The sequence below is a fragment of the Serratia sp. HMSC15F11 genome, assembly GCF_001808215.1.
Lineage (GTDB): Bacteria > Pseudomonadota > Gammaproteobacteria > Enterobacterales > Enterobacteriaceae > Serratia > Serratia nevei.
Genome location: NZ_KV792389.1, coordinates 1 through 13,138 on the forward strand (window position 1 = coordinate 1; position 13,138 = coordinate 13,138).

Below are 13,138 nucleotides of genomic sequence, written 5' to 3' on the forward strand. Positions count from 1 at the left end.
CTCATATCAGGAACTTGTTCGCACCTTCCTTAAATGAAAGCGTCATTACCCATGCTATTCGATAAGCTCAGCGTGAGAAGTCAAAGCGGCAGCGCCGATAATTGGCGGCGCGTCCTGGTGCGCGATATCGAATTCTTATTGAATGACGCATCGCGCAGCGCAGATTTAAAACTTCACGATTATGCGCACAGCGAAAGCTCGGTATTGAATTATGGCCTGCCGTCGCTGAGCCAACGAATACCGATTAATACCGATCCGCTAACGCTGGCGAGACATATACAAAGAATCATTACGTCTTTTGAGCCACGGCTGGATCCGAAAACGATTCGCGTGGTGCCGGTAGTGAATGAGCGTCAATCGTATGTATTGGCGATCTTATTCGATATCTATGGCACCTGCTCATTACCGGGTGACGAAATGCTGGTGAATTTGCGCATAGCTCTTGATTATTCCTGTGGCGCCGTACACGTATTTGATTAATAGAGGTGACTATGTTCAGTGAGCGTTTTCTCCAATTATATAATGATGAGCTGCGTTATTTTCGCGAGGCCGGCCGTCAGTTCGCCTCTTCGCATCCCCAGGTCGCTCAGCATTTAGGCATGCATATCGACGGCGTGCTGGATCCTTTCGTCGAGCGCCTGTTGGAGGGCTCTGCTTTTCTTTGCACCCGCATTCAGGAAAAGCTGAACAACGAGCAGCCAGAATTCGCCTTGCAAATGCTTTCGCGCCTGGCGCCCTTGTGGTACACGCCGGTTCCTGCGATCGCCACCGTCGCGATTAAGCCCGATCTCTCTTTTCCCCAGTGGCACAGCCAGGTTGACCTGCCGCGCGGGAGCCGAATGACCCTGAACGATATCTCGCTGAACAACAAACCCGCCACGTTCACCACGGCGCGGCATATTAAAGTGCAGCCCGTTGAGATTGCACTGGCGGAATGCGAAATCCTGCCGCCTCACCATTTGCCCGACGGCGCCGCCAGGCATATGCAAGACTGTTCGGCCTACGTCAGAATCGGCCTGACCACGCACGGCGTGTTGCCCGTCTCGGAACTGGATCTCGAGCCGTTGCACCTGACGTTGGCGGAAGATACGGTGCGGGCCAACCAGCTGATGGCCGCGCTGCTTAACCGCACCTTGCGCATCGTGTTATGGGCGAAAAACGACGATCGGCCGGTCATCAAAGTCTTGCAACCGGAAAGCCTGCGTCTGGGCGGCGTCGGCGACGAAGAGGCATTGTTGCCCACCGCAGTGGGGGAATTGCCCGGCAACCGGCTGATGCGCGAATACTTTGCGGCGCCGAGCCGCTTCTTCAGCCTGGAGCTGCATGGCGTGCGGGATTTTCTGCGCCAATGTGAACGCGTCCATGAATTCGAGATCTTGTTCGCGCTTGAGCAACGCCCGCTTACGCTGATCGGTCGCGTCAACGCCAGGGATTTTCATCTTTTCGCGACCCCGGTCATCAACCTGTATCGCCGCCATTGCTCGCCGGTGCTGCTGACGGGAGAACGCACGGAACACCAGCTGGTGGTCGATCGTTTGAACACCTCGCTGTATGAGATTCATAGCGTCAAACAGGTGAAGGGCATGTTGCCCGACGGCAACCCGGTGATCTTCTCTTCGCTGCAAGCCGACGTGCACTACGACTGCGAGCGGGAGCCGGCCGGCTATACGCTGCACCGCCGCCGGGAACCGTCGCCATCCAAATACAACAACCCGCACCTGCCCAACGAAGATACTTTTATCGCCATCTCGCCGGGCAAAAGCGGCATCGACATCGATGACATCACGTCGCTCAGCGTCGAGGCGCTGGTCTGCGAACGGCATCTGGTGCCTGCGCACCTGCAGCAACCGTATTTTCAGCTGGAAACGGCGATGCCGATCCACCAGGTGGAGATCGTCCGCTATCCGAGCAACCCTGTTGCAGTGCCTAACATCAGCCAGGCGTGGCAAGCGATCCAGATGCTGGCCTCCAATCCTTTGCGCCATGCGCGCCCTGACGTGCAGGATTGCTCGGCGCTGTTGCGCGACTGGCTGTCGTTGTTCTGCCATCAGGATGACTCCAGCCAGCGCAAACGCATCGCCAGCATCAAAAACGCCTGGGTGGAGCACCACTTCGAACGCAATCAGGGGCCGGGGCCGCTCGCCTGGATCCGCGGGGCCGAGATCGCCGTCAACCTAAGCGCCAATCATCATGCCGATCACGGCGCCTATCTGTTCGGCAAAATATTGCACCACGCGCTGAGCCAATACGGCGATCTAAACCAAACGTTGAGCATGAAGCTGTTGCTGGATGGGGAAACCCACGCCGACTGGGGGGCGCTCTACTATGGCTGATATGTCGCTGATGCGCGAAACGGCGCTGTCGTTGGAACAGGCGCCGGCGCCGGAGTCCCAAGGCGAAAGCGTGGGCCAGGCCGAAATCCGCGGGCTGTCCAATCGGCAGGATTTCTTCGAGCTGTTGCGGCGCATTGAGCGTGCGCAGCCGGATGCGCCGCGGCTCGGCGTCTCCAACGATCGCAGCCGCGAAAGGCTCTGCATCACCCAGCCGGCGGATATGGGCTTCGCCTCGCGTGAAATCGCCTCCATCGTACAACGCCCTACGCAGGTGCTGATTCAGGCGCGGCATTTCGGCATGTTCGCCCCTTACGGCCCGCTGCCGATCCATGTGACCGAGCACGCGCGCACCGAAGTCATCGCCAGGCGTAATCAGGCGTTCCAGCAGTTTGTCGGCATCGTCAGCCAGCGCTTCGCCGTACTGCATTACCGGGCCTGGGCGCAGCTGAAGGCGATGATCGGGCATGACCATGACGATGACAAAAACCCGTTCTTGCATCATCTGCGTCAGACGGTGGGCGTCGACACCACGTTGGCCGTGAACCCACATATCCAGCGCCTGCGTGAAGCCTACCCCGGCATTTATCTGCCGGGCCGCCGCTCGCTGCGCCAGCTTAACAAGATGCTGGCGGCCTACTTTGCCGTCCCCATCAAAATTACGCCGCGCTACGCCAAATGGATCGACGACGGCAAAAAAAACGGTAGCCAAAAGCTGGGCAAGCTGGGGAGCACGCGCATCGGTAGCCGCTTTTTCGATGCCCAGTACGGCGCGCATATTCAAATCGGGCCGCTGGGGGCCCCGCATTATCAGCAGTATCAGCGCGGCAGCCGGCGGCTGCAGGCGCTGGTGAGCATCTGCCATGACTTCACGAGCCATCAGCTGATGTTGGACGTCAGCCTGCTGATCGCCACGGAGCCGGGCATGGCGGCGCAGCTGGGCGGCAAGTCGCTGAGTAAAGACAGCTGGCTGACACCTAAGACAGGGACGTTTAGGCAGCTGGTTTATCAATCAACAACTTAATATAAGGAAATTTAAGGTGTATCAACGAGAACGTCTTTTTTCGCGATTGGGCCACTTTGCTTATCAGTCCTTCGTTGAAGCCACCAAGCTGTGCCGGACCTTCAGGCACGAATACGTGGAGCTTGAACACTGGCTGAAAGTTCTGGTGGACAAAGAACGCGGCGACTTGCCGCTGATCCTGGCGCACTACGCGATCAATATTCAGCGCGTCAGCGATGCGTTGGATCGCATTCTCCATACCTTGCCAAACCGGACGAATGCGGTGGTGGATCTGTCGACGCAGTTGGAAACGGTGGTGGAAAGAGGGCTGCTGATGAGCCAGCTCGCCGAAACGCCGTCCGGCGGCGTGCGCACCATCCATATCCTGGTCGGCATTTTGCAGGATCCCACGCTGCAGCGCAGCCTGTACCGGCTGAGCGAAGAGTTTAAAAAGCTGCCGATCCCGCAGCTGTTCGACGACTACCCGGTGATTCTGGCGGAGTCTGTCGAACACGAGGAGGAAGAAGAAGAAAGCTACGGCGCGCTCGGCGAGGCGCCGGATGCGCCCGAGACGGTCGAGATACTCGATAAATGGTGTGCGGACCTGACGCGTCAGGCGCGCGACGGTGAAATCGACCCGGTGATTGGCCGCGAAGCGGAGCTGCGCCAGGTGATCGACATTTTGCTGCGCCGTCGGCAGAACAACCCGATTTTGGTGGGCGAAGCCGGGGTCGGCAAAACGGCGGTGGCGGAAGCGCTGGCCTGCAAGATAGCCCAAGGGCAGGTGCCGCCGCTGCTGCAGGGCGCCCGGCTGCTGTCTTTGGATCTGGGGCGCATGCAGGCTGGGGCAAGCATGCGGGGCGAATTCGAATCGCGCCTGAAAGCGCTGATCGACGCCATTGCGCATTCGGCCGTGCCGGTGATTTTGTTCTGTGACGAGGCGCATACGCTGGTGGGCGCCGGCGGGCAGGCGGGCACCGGCGACGCCGTCAACCTGTTGAAACCGATGCTGGCCAGGGGCGCGCTGCGCATGGTGGCGGCGACCACTTGGTCGGAATACAAACAGTTCATCGAGCCGGATGCCGCGCTGACGCGCCGTTTCCAGTACGTGCTGGTTTCAGAGCCGGACGAAGAGAATGCGGTGAACATGATGCGCGCCATCGCCCCGCATTTTGCGCAGCACCACAGCGTCAAGATCCGCGAGTCGGCGCTGCAGGCGGCGGTGCATTTGTCGCTGCGCCATCTGCCGTCGCGGCAGCTGCCGGATAAGGCCATCAGCCTGCTGGACACCGCCTGCGCGCGGGTGGCGCTGAGCCGGCATGCGCAGCCTGAAAAAATCGAGTCGCTCGAGGCCGGGCTGGCGGTGAAGCGTACCGAAATGCACGGCCTGCAGGAAGAAAGCAAATTCGACGATCTGGCGCTCACCCGCATCAGCGAATTGCAGCAGACGCTCAGCGAGATGGAGGGCGAGCTGGATGCGCTGCGTCAGCGGCAGGCACAGGAGCAGCAGGCCGTCACCACCTTGCTCGATGCAGAGCAGCAGTCGCCGGATCGTTTGCCGCAGCTGGCTACCGAGTTGGGCGAGCTGCAGGACGGCGGCCTGCCGCTGGTGTATCCGTGGGTGGACGATCGCGTCGTGGCGGAAGTGCTGTCGGATTGGACCGGCATCCCCACCGGCCGCATGCTGCAAAGCGATCTGGACAATGCGCTCAATCTCAACCAACTGCTGAGCCGCCAGATATTCGGCCAGCAGACGGCGATCGATGAAATCGCGCAGGCGGTGAGGATCTCCCGCGCCGGTATCCAGGCGCACGATCGGCCGTTGGGCGTTTTCATGCTGTCCGGCCCGAGCGGCGTCGGCAAAACGGAGACCGCGTTCGCCCTGGCGGAGGCGATGTACGGCGGCGCGCATAACCTGATCGTCTTCAATATGAGCGAGTTTCAAGAGTCGCACACCGTCTCCACGCTGAAGGGGGCGCCGCCGGGCTATGTCGGCTACGGCAAGGGCGGCAAGTTGACGGAGGCGGTGCGCCGCAAACCTTATTCCATCGTCTTGCTCGACGAATTCGACAAGGCGCATCCCGATATCCACGAGGCGTTTTATCAAGTCTTCGACAAGGGCGTGATGGAAGACGGTGAGGGCCGCATGATCAGCTTCCGCCAGTGTTTCATTTTAATGACGAGCAATATCGGCGCCGGCGAAATAGAAGCGACGCTGGCGGAAACGCCGGATCTGAAAACCGAAGCGCTGCGGCCGATGCTGCACGACGTGCTGGCGCGCTTCTTCCCGGCGGCGCTGTTGGCGCGCATGAACGTCATTCCCTACGTGCCGCTTTCCACCGAAGCGATAACCCATATCGCCACCAAACAGATTTCACGTTTACAGCAGCGTTTGCGCAAAGAAGTGGGCGTGTCGCTGGTGCTGGAGGGCGACATCCCAGGTTGGATCGCCAAACGCATCAGCGCCCATCCATCGCGCGGAAGAGCGGTCGAGTCGCTGCTGCAGCAGGCGATCTTGCCGCCGATCAGCAATGAAGTGCTGCAGCGCAAACGGACGGGACAGGAACTGCAGAATATCCAACTCATGGTCGAGAACGATAGCTTAAGTGTTTATTTCGACTGATTTTTAATTTACCGCCGGCCCGCAAACGCGGGGCGGGGTTCGATATCGGATCAGAGAGGTTGTTATGCCTTTAATCGAAATTGATAACCCGGTGTTAGCCGAATTAAATGCGTTTCCACTCAGCTTCACCACCCAAGAAGGGTTGTCGAGCAACTCGCAATATTCGCTCGAATTCGAATGCGAACAGGCGGACGTGGATTATGAATCCTTGCTGGGTGAAGGGATCCGCATCCAGATAGAAAGGCCGGATTTCGGCTCGCGGCCTTTCTACGCTTACGTGATCGGCGCGTCCGATGCGGGGCAGCATCAGGATAAGTTCGTGTACAAACTGGAGCTGAGCACCTGGCTGTGGTTTTTGATGCAGAACCGCAACAGCCGTATTTTCCAGGATCTGAACGTGCTCGACATCATCGAGCAAATTTTCTCTCGCTATGGCTTTGCCGACTACCGTCTGGATATTCAAGGCACCTATCCGACGCGTGAGTATTGCGTGCAATTTTCCGAAACGGATTTCGCGTTTATCAGCCGCCTGCTGGAAGACGAAGGCATCTGGTATTACTTCGATCACGCCGAGGATAAGCACACGCTGGTGATCACCGACCGGCAGGATTTCGACGATCTGGATTTCGGTTACGCCGTGTTGCCGTTCATGCCGGACAGCGAAGAAAACCGCGCCATCCGCGAAGGGATCCAGCGCATCCAGCGTTCCCGCAAAGTGCGTCCGAATGAAATCGTGCTGCGCGACTTCGACTTCCAGAACCCGCGCAAGAACCTGCAAACCAAGGTGGAAGAGAGCCGCCTCGGCCTGCAGAACACGCCGCTGGAGTGGTACGACTACGCTGCGGGCTATGTGGATACCGAACGCGGCGAGAATCTGGCGCGTTTGCGCCTGGAAGAAATGCAAAGCGACGGCCACCTGCTGTTTGGCGAGAGCAACGCCGTCGGGTTGATGGCCGGCAAGGACTTCTCCTTGATTTTGCACCCGGACGCCAACCGCAACCGCCGTTTCAAACTGACCCGCTGCGACTATGTGTTCGTGCAAGATGGCCCCGACAGCAGCAGCGACGGCCGCAACGTGACCTGCCGTTTCAACGCCTTGAACGACGACGTGGCGTTCCGCCCGCTGCGCGAGACGCCCAAGCCGCAGATGCCGGGCATCCAGAGCGCCACCGTGGTCGGCGCGCCCAATTCCGAAGTGCATACCGACAAGTTTGCGCGCATTCGCGTGCACTTCCACTGGGATCGCTACAAAACCACCGAGGAAGACAGCTCGTGCTGGATCCGCGTGGTGCAGGCCTGGGCGGGGAAAGGCTGGGGGGTGATCGCCATGCCGCGCGTCGGCCAGGAAGTGTTGGTGACCTATGTCGACGGCGATCTCGATCGCCCGATGGTGACAGGTATCGTTTATAACGGCGATAACCCGCCGCCTTATCAACTGCCTGAATACATCAACTACTCGGGGATGGTGTCGCGTTCGCTGCGCTTCGGCAAACCGCAGCATGCCAGCCAGCTGACCTTCGACGACAACCGCAACAACGAACGCGTCATGCTGCACGCCGAACGCGATCTGCAAACCACGGTCGAGCGCAACCAGGCCACCGAGGTGGGGATGGACAAGTTCGACATCATCCGCCGCACCTTTACTGACTGGTTCACCAACCACGTTTCTTACAAAGATTACGTCTTCAGCATCACCGGGTTTAGCGCGTCCATCACTGGCGTCAGCGCCTCGCTGACCGGCGTCAGCCTCAGCGCCACCGGCGTGAGCACCTCGTTCACCGGCGTCAGCACCTCGTTCACCGGCGTCAGCACCTCGTTTACCGGCGTCAGCACGTCGTTCACCGGATTGAGCACGTCATTTACCGGGCAGAGCACCAGCTGCACCGGCGTCTCCAACTCGATGACCGGCGAAAGCAACTCCTTTACCAGCATCAGCAACAGCATGACCGGCGAAAGCAACAGCTACACCACGGTCAGCACCAGCCAGACCGGCAGCAGCACCAGCTTTACCGGCGTGAGCGTGAGCACCACCGGCTCATCGACCAGCACCACCGGCTGCAGCATCAGCACCACCGGCTCGTCGACCAGCACCACCGGCAGCAGCATCAGCACCACAGGCAGCAGCGTGAGCACCACCGGCAGCAGCGTCGGCACCACCGGCAGCAGCGTCAGCAGCACCGGCAGCAGCGTCAGCAATACCGGCAGCAGCACCAGCACGACGGGGGTGTCCATCAGCTACACCGGCGCGTCACTGTCCGAGACCGGCGTCGATTTGAAAAAAGTCGGGATGCAAAGCAAAAACTAACGAGGCGCGGCAATGAGAATCATACGGCCACAGCAATTGGTAGTGATTAAAGGGGGTTACCAGATCGGCGCAGACAGCCGGCTCGGCATCAGCGTCGTGGCCGGATGCTACCTGTCCCGACCGGAACACTTCGTGAACGAAGCCGAAATCTGGGAGGCGTGGAAGCGTGCGCCGCTCAGTCTGCCGGTGTTGGACGTTGCTGAGCCGAAGCCGTTCGCCGAATACCTGATCGCCGGCCATGCCGGCGTCGGGCAGCCGGTAAAAACGCTGGACGTCAGCGCCGACATCGGCGGGCTTAAGCGCCGTTGGCGGGTGGAGGGCGAGGGACGACGCGGCGCGATGGGGGCGGAGCCGTTCCTCAGCGTGCCGCTGGACCACACCTCGGCCTGGGGCGGTAAAGACAGCAAGGAGAACCCGGTGGGGCGCGGCTGCAATGATGGGCTGCGGCCGCTGCTGATGACCTTGTCCGCCGAGGGTTCTGCACAGGAGCGTTCCCCGCTGGCGGCGCCGGCGCCGGTGCCGCACGAGTTTGCGCTGCGCAAGGCGCATATCGATAAGGTGGCGGGCCAGATCGCGAGCAAGGCCTACCTGGAGAAGGCGTTTCCCGGGCTGCCGGCCGATATCGATCGGCGCTATTACCAGATGGCGCCGCCGGCACAGTGGCTGCCGGAAGCGGCGTGGCCGGATAGGGTGCCCTTCGAACTGCAGGGCGTCGGTGCGCAGAGCCAGGCGATTCGCGGCGAGCTGCCGGCGGTGCGCGGGCGGGCATTCATACGCCGCCACGATAGCGAAGGCCTCGAGGAAATCGAACTGCAGCGAAAAACGCTGTGGTTCCTGCCCGACAGCGACATGGCGCTGATTATTTTCACCGGCAATGCGCCGCTGACGCATCTTCTGGACGAATCCATCGAGTCCCTGATGCTGGCGTTGGATCGTTGCGACGCGCCGCGCCCGTTCGATTATTTCCGGCAGGTGCACCATAAACGCAGCGACGACGACGCTTCGCCTTTCGAGTTCCTGTTCGATCCGGATCTGATGCCGGCGGAGATGGGGCTGAACGTCATCCAGGCGGCGTCGGATCACCCCAGCGATCTGCGTTACGATCCGTCGCCCATGTCTTTGGGCGACTCCGCCGTTTTCTATCAACGCATTCGCGAGGCGATTGCCTTGCACCAGCAACAGACGGCGGCGGAGCCCGCCCCCGTGACGTTGCCCGATTTGCCGGATCTGCCTGCCGAAGACGGCAACGACGCGTTTTTCCCCGCTAGCGCGACCGTGGAAGGGAAAACCTTCACCGGATTGCGCAGCCCTGCGCTGTCGGACAAGCATTTTCTGCAATGCCGTTTTGAGCGCTGCGATTTTTCACAGGCCGTTTTGGAGAACTGCACCTTCGAAAACTGCGTTTTTGATGCGGTCAACCTGACGCAGGCGGCGCTGCGCCGGATCCGCATGGTGTCATGCACCCTGCAAAAGCCGCTGATGGCGGAAAGCGTATGGCAGGAGGCGGTGCTCGAAAAAGTGACGCTGGAAGAGCCGCAGGGGCAAGGCATGCGGGCCGAGGGCGTGAAGCTCGATTACTGCGTCTTCGAGCGGGGAGATTTCACCGCGAGCCGCTTTGAGCGCGGGGCGATTGGCAACGGCATGTTCAACGGCTCGACGCTGATCCGCACGCAATTCCTGCAAGGGGAGCTGGACGCCTGCGTCTTCAACCGCTGCCTGGTCGAGGGGGCGGTGGCGCTGGATATGGCGTTCATCAAGAACTCGTTTCTTGGCGGCAATTGGCGCGGCGTGCGTTTCGAACGTTGCCGAATCGAGAGCATGACGGCGGGGATGCAGGTGAATTTCTCCCACGGCGTGTTCAGCGACTGCTGCTTCACCAAAGTGGGGCTGAAAGCGGCGCGTATGGAGAGGTGTCAGCTGCAGTACAGCGTTTTCACCGAATGCAATTTCGACGAGGCCGACCTGACGGCTTGCGCGATCGTCGGCTGCGACATGGCCGGCGTGCGGTTTAAAGACAGCGTGCTGACGCACGCCCGCTGGCAAAACAGCAGCGCCCAGCAAGCCATGTTTTATAACGCCGATTTGCGCGATGCGGGATTTGAGCAGTGCAACCTGGCGGCGGCGAATCTGGCGATGACCTGGCAGGACGCCGGCACCCGTTTCAGCGGGTGTTTGCTGGAGCGCGCGTGCTGGGTGCCGCGCAGAATTATTCAGGGGGACTATGCGCATGAAAACTGAAAGCCGCGTGATTCAGCAGGCCCTGCCTGACACCGAGGTGATTGAGCTGGAGGTCGCTCAGGCGGTGTCGCAGACGCCGCCCCTGCCGCGAACCTTCAAAAAGCGGCGCTTCCACGATCGCGAGCTGAAAGGGCTGACGCTGAGCGACTGTTTTTTCATCGACTGCCATTTCGAGCGCGTCACGTTTGAAGGATGCGATTTACGGGCGGTGCGCTTTGAGGGCTGCACCCTGAACCAGGTCAACGTGGTCGGCGGCAGCTTGCTGCGCCTGTCGTTCAACGAATGCCGGTTTGACAACCTGACGCTGCAACGGGGGCTGCTGTGCAATCTGGCGTGCAACGACACCACGCTGCGGGGGGGCTACATCGGCGACTGTCTGCTGGACGACTGCAGTTTGATCCAGTGCGAGGTCAACGGGGCGGAAGTCGAGCGCAGCAGCCTGGGGCACCTGGCCGTGCAGTCCAGCATCCTGACCAACCTGATGTTCCAACAGGACATCATTCAGGACGCCAACTGGTATGCCTGCCAACTCACGCAGTGCCTGTGGCAGGCATCGACCCTCGAACGCCACATCATGGGGAGCTGCCGGCTGGAGAAATGCAGCTGGCAGACGATCGAGGGGCAGGCGCGCATCTGGTTCACCTGCCGCCTGTCGGGCTGCAACCTGGCCCAGCTGCGGCTGCAGGGCGCCAGCTTTCACCGCAGCGAGCTGGAAGGGTGCTCGTTCGCCGACAGCGATCTGACGTCGGCGATCTTTGCCGAAGTGCAGGCGCTGCGCTGCGATTTCGAGCGTGCGACGCTGACCCTGGCGCAGGCGCAGAAGGCCCGGTTCAGCGAATGCGCGATGAACGGCGCCCACTGGGGGCGCGCCAGGCTGACGCAGGCGGAGTTCAGGGCGTGCGATCTGGCGCTGGCCAACATGGAGCAGGCAGAGATGCGGGAAGCGAACCTGATGGAACAGCCGTTGACCGCCGCCCAGCAACAGAGCGCCCGCCTGCATGGGGCGAAGCGTCATCGCGCCGAAAATGTGCCGCTTACCGCCGATCCGTTCTTGAGTGCGATCGACGCCTGGTATGCGCATCAACAACCGGGACCGCGGCAACCGTCGTATCAACGGCCAACAGGAGTAAGCAGATATGTATAAGTCCAGAAGAGAGCATCAGAAGGTCTATGCCAACGCCAGGGTAACGCCTTTGCAGTTGGTGCGCAGCGCTCCGCTTGCCGAACAAGGGGGGCGCAAGGTGGTGACGCTGGCGGCGGACGCCAATGGCGGCCTGTATGTCGATGGCATGCGCGCCCACTGCCTGGCGGTCGCCACCAGCTGCCTGGTTCAGCCGCTGGCGGGCGATCGCGTTTGCGTCATCGTCGACGGCGACAAATTGGTCATTACCGAGATCCTGTCGCGCCAGCAGGCGAACGCCGTCATGACGCTGGACAGCCGCTGCGCCAACTTGCGCATCGTGGCGCCGGAGATCGAACTGCAAGGCGGCAAGCGGCTGACGTTGCGCAGCCCGCACTTCACGCTGCTGACGCGCAGCAGCCGCTGGGTCGCCGAAACGCTGCACCAAATCTCTCAACGCCTGTTTGTGCGCAGCAAGCACGCAAGCCGGCGGGTGGAGGAAACCGACGAGGTGCTGGCGAAGCACATCATTCAGGATGCCCGACAATCCCTCGTCATCAACAGTGAAATTGGTTCCCTGAAGTCTTCGGCGGTGCTGAAGATCGACGGCGGCCAGATACATATGGGGTAAGCCATCATGACCGCAGCCAACAACAACACGGCCGGGATCAGCTTCGCCGGCTGTGACCCGATGATCCCGGCGCCGGGCCCGAATACCGCGCCCAACAATACCGGCATACCGAACGTGCCCAACTATTTCCTTTGCGGCGGCAATGAACAGAACATCGGCAGCATTCGCGTGGCCACCGTCGATTCGGGCGGGGTGATCGGCGCCGCCTCGGGGACGCATTCGGCGCAGATGCAGCCGATGCAGGGGTCGGGGAAGTATTTCACCGGCGGCATGCCGGTCACGCGGTTAGGTGATTCCAGCACGACGAACAACAACAACATGGTCGCCACTCAGGTCGCGCCGAGCCAGACCAAATGTTTCGTTAATGCATAGGAGTTCAGCATGGTGAAAACGCTCCGGGGGATCGCAGCAGGGGGACTGTTGGCGGTGGGGATGCTGAGCGGGTGCAGCTGGTTTTCTCACGACGAAGCTGCGGATGCGGGGCGTCGATTGCGGTTTATCGACGTCGAGGTGACCGCGAACGACAACGTGAACCCGAATGCGGCCGGGGAGGCGCAGCCGGTCAAGGTGTGCGTCATCGAAACCAATCGCTCGGGGTGGATGCCCGACGGGATTGGCGATGGTGCCCCTTGCCGTGAGACGGCGCCGTCGGAAGGGGCGCTGAGCCGGCACCAGAGCATTTTGCAACCGAGGGAGACGCTGCGTTATCGCTTCGAGGTGCCGGCGGGGCAAGAGCGATGGGTCGTCGTGGGGGCGGAATTTCAGCAAATCAGCGGGGTATTGCCGCTCGCCGAGCAAAAATCGCCCGCGCAGGCTGATTCGCAAATGAAGGTGATGGTGGGGATGACGTCACTCAGCATAGTGACTAACGACAAAATGGATGAATGA

Annotated in this window: 10 protein-coding genes; all 10 read left to right on the forward strand. The window is 60.9% G+C overall.

The genetic code is table 11. The features are described 5' to 3' along the window. Window positions 1-33: 33 nt before the first annotated feature. Entirely contained in the window at window positions 34-480 is a 447-nt protein-coding gene (locus HMPREF3138_RS00470) for a type VI secretion system baseplate subunit TssE (protein ID WP_038872306.1), read from the forward strand. Window positions 481-491: 11 nt separating this feature from the next. Then, a complete protein-coding gene (gene tssF / locus HMPREF3138_RS00475; protein WP_038872304.1) occupies window positions 492-2,333 on the forward strand; it encodes a type VI secretion system baseplate subunit TssF in 1,842 nt (613 codons plus the stop codon). After that, a complete protein-coding gene (gene tssG / locus HMPREF3138_RS00480) occupies window positions 2,326-3,354 on the forward strand; it encodes a type VI secretion system baseplate subunit TssG (protein WP_038872302.1) in 1,029 nt (342 codons plus the stop codon). Before tssF ends, tssG begins: the two co-directional genes overlap by 8 nt. A gap of 16 nt (window positions 3,355-3,370) precedes the next feature. Next, window positions 3,371-5,956 (forward strand): type VI secretion system ATPase TssH, encoded by a 2,586-nt coding sequence (gene tssH, locus HMPREF3138_RS00485; protein WP_038872299.1) that lies wholly within the window; start codon window positions 3,371-3,373, stop codon window positions 5,954-5,956. 64 nt (window positions 5,957-6,020) lie between these two features. Continuing rightward, window positions 6,021-8,261, forward strand: a complete 2,241-nt coding sequence (gene vgrG, locus HMPREF3138_RS00490) for a type VI secretion system tip protein VgrG (protein WP_038884710.1) — start codon at window positions 6,021-6,023, stop codon at window positions 8,259-8,261. Between the two features lie 12 nt (window positions 8,262-8,273). After that, the gene (locus tag HMPREF3138_RS00495; protein WP_038872294.1) at window positions 8,274-10,499 is read left to right on the forward strand and encodes a DUF2169 family type VI secretion system accessory protein; all 2,226 of its coding nucleotides are present in this window, start codon (window positions 8,274-8,276) and stop codon (window positions 10,497-10,499) included. Next, window positions 10,489-11,643, forward strand: a complete 1,155-nt coding sequence (locus HMPREF3138_RS00500; RefSeq protein ID WP_223294888.1) for a pentapeptide repeat-containing protein — start codon at window positions 10,489-10,491, stop codon at window positions 11,641-11,643. Before HMPREF3138_RS00495 ends, HMPREF3138_RS00500 begins: the two co-directional genes overlap by 11 nt. Further along, window positions 11,636-12,250 carry a DUF3540 domain-containing protein gene (locus HMPREF3138_RS00505; RefSeq protein WP_038872289.1) on the forward strand — a complete coding sequence of 205 codons (615 nt, stop codon included), beginning with the start codon at window positions 11,636-11,638 and terminating at the stop codon, window positions 12,248-12,250. Before HMPREF3138_RS00500 ends, HMPREF3138_RS00505 begins: the two co-directional genes overlap by 8 nt. 6 nt (window positions 12,251-12,256) lie before the next feature. Continuing rightward, the gene (locus HMPREF3138_RS00510; RefSeq protein WP_038872288.1) at window positions 12,257-12,622 is read left to right on the forward strand and encodes a PAAR-like domain-containing protein; all 366 of its coding nucleotides are present in this window, start codon (window positions 12,257-12,259) and stop codon (window positions 12,620-12,622) included. A 9-nt stretch (window positions 12,623-12,631) separates the two neighbouring features. Next, window positions 12,632-13,138 (forward strand): type VI secretion lipoprotein TssJ, encoded by a 507-nt coding sequence (locus HMPREF3138_RS00515; protein WP_038872284.1) that lies wholly within the window; start codon window positions 12,632-12,634, stop codon window positions 13,136-13,138.

Excerpts from the sequence above, each read along its gene's own strand:
- tssF (WP_038872304.1), top strand. The coding sequence starts at position 492 with ATGTTCAGTGAGCGTTTTCTCCAATTATATAATGATGAGCTGCGTTAT.
- HMPREF3138_RS00510 (WP_038872288.1), top strand. The coding sequence starts at position 12,257 with ATGACCGCAGCCAACAACAACACGGCCGGGATCAGCTTCGCCGGCTGT.
- vgrG (WP_038884710.1), top strand. The coding sequence starts at position 6,021 with ATGCCTTTAATCGAAATTGATAACCCGGTGTTAGCCGAATTAAATGCG.
- HMPREF3138_RS00505 (WP_038872289.1), top strand. The coding sequence starts at position 11,636 with ATGTATAAGTCCAGAAGAGAGCATCAGAAGGTCTATGCCAACGCCAGG.
- HMPREF3138_RS00515 (WP_038872284.1), top strand. The coding sequence starts at position 12,632 with ATGGTGAAAACGCTCCGGGGGATCGCAGCAGGGGGACTGTTGGCGGTG.
- HMPREF3138_RS00495 (WP_038872294.1), top strand. The coding sequence starts at position 8,274 with ATGAGAATCATACGGCCACAGCAATTGGTAGTGATTAAAGGGGGTTAC.
- HMPREF3138_RS00500 (WP_223294888.1), top strand. The coding sequence starts at position 10,489 with ATGAAAACTGAAAGCCGCGTGATTCAGCAGGCCCTGCCTGACACCGAG.
- tssG (WP_038872302.1), top strand. The coding sequence starts at position 2,326 with ATGGCTGATATGTCGCTGATGCGCGAAACGGCGCTGTCGTTGGAACAG.
- HMPREF3138_RS00470 (WP_038872306.1), top strand. The coding sequence starts at position 34 with ATGAAAGCGTCATTACCCATGCTATTCGATAAGCTCAGCGTGAGAAGT.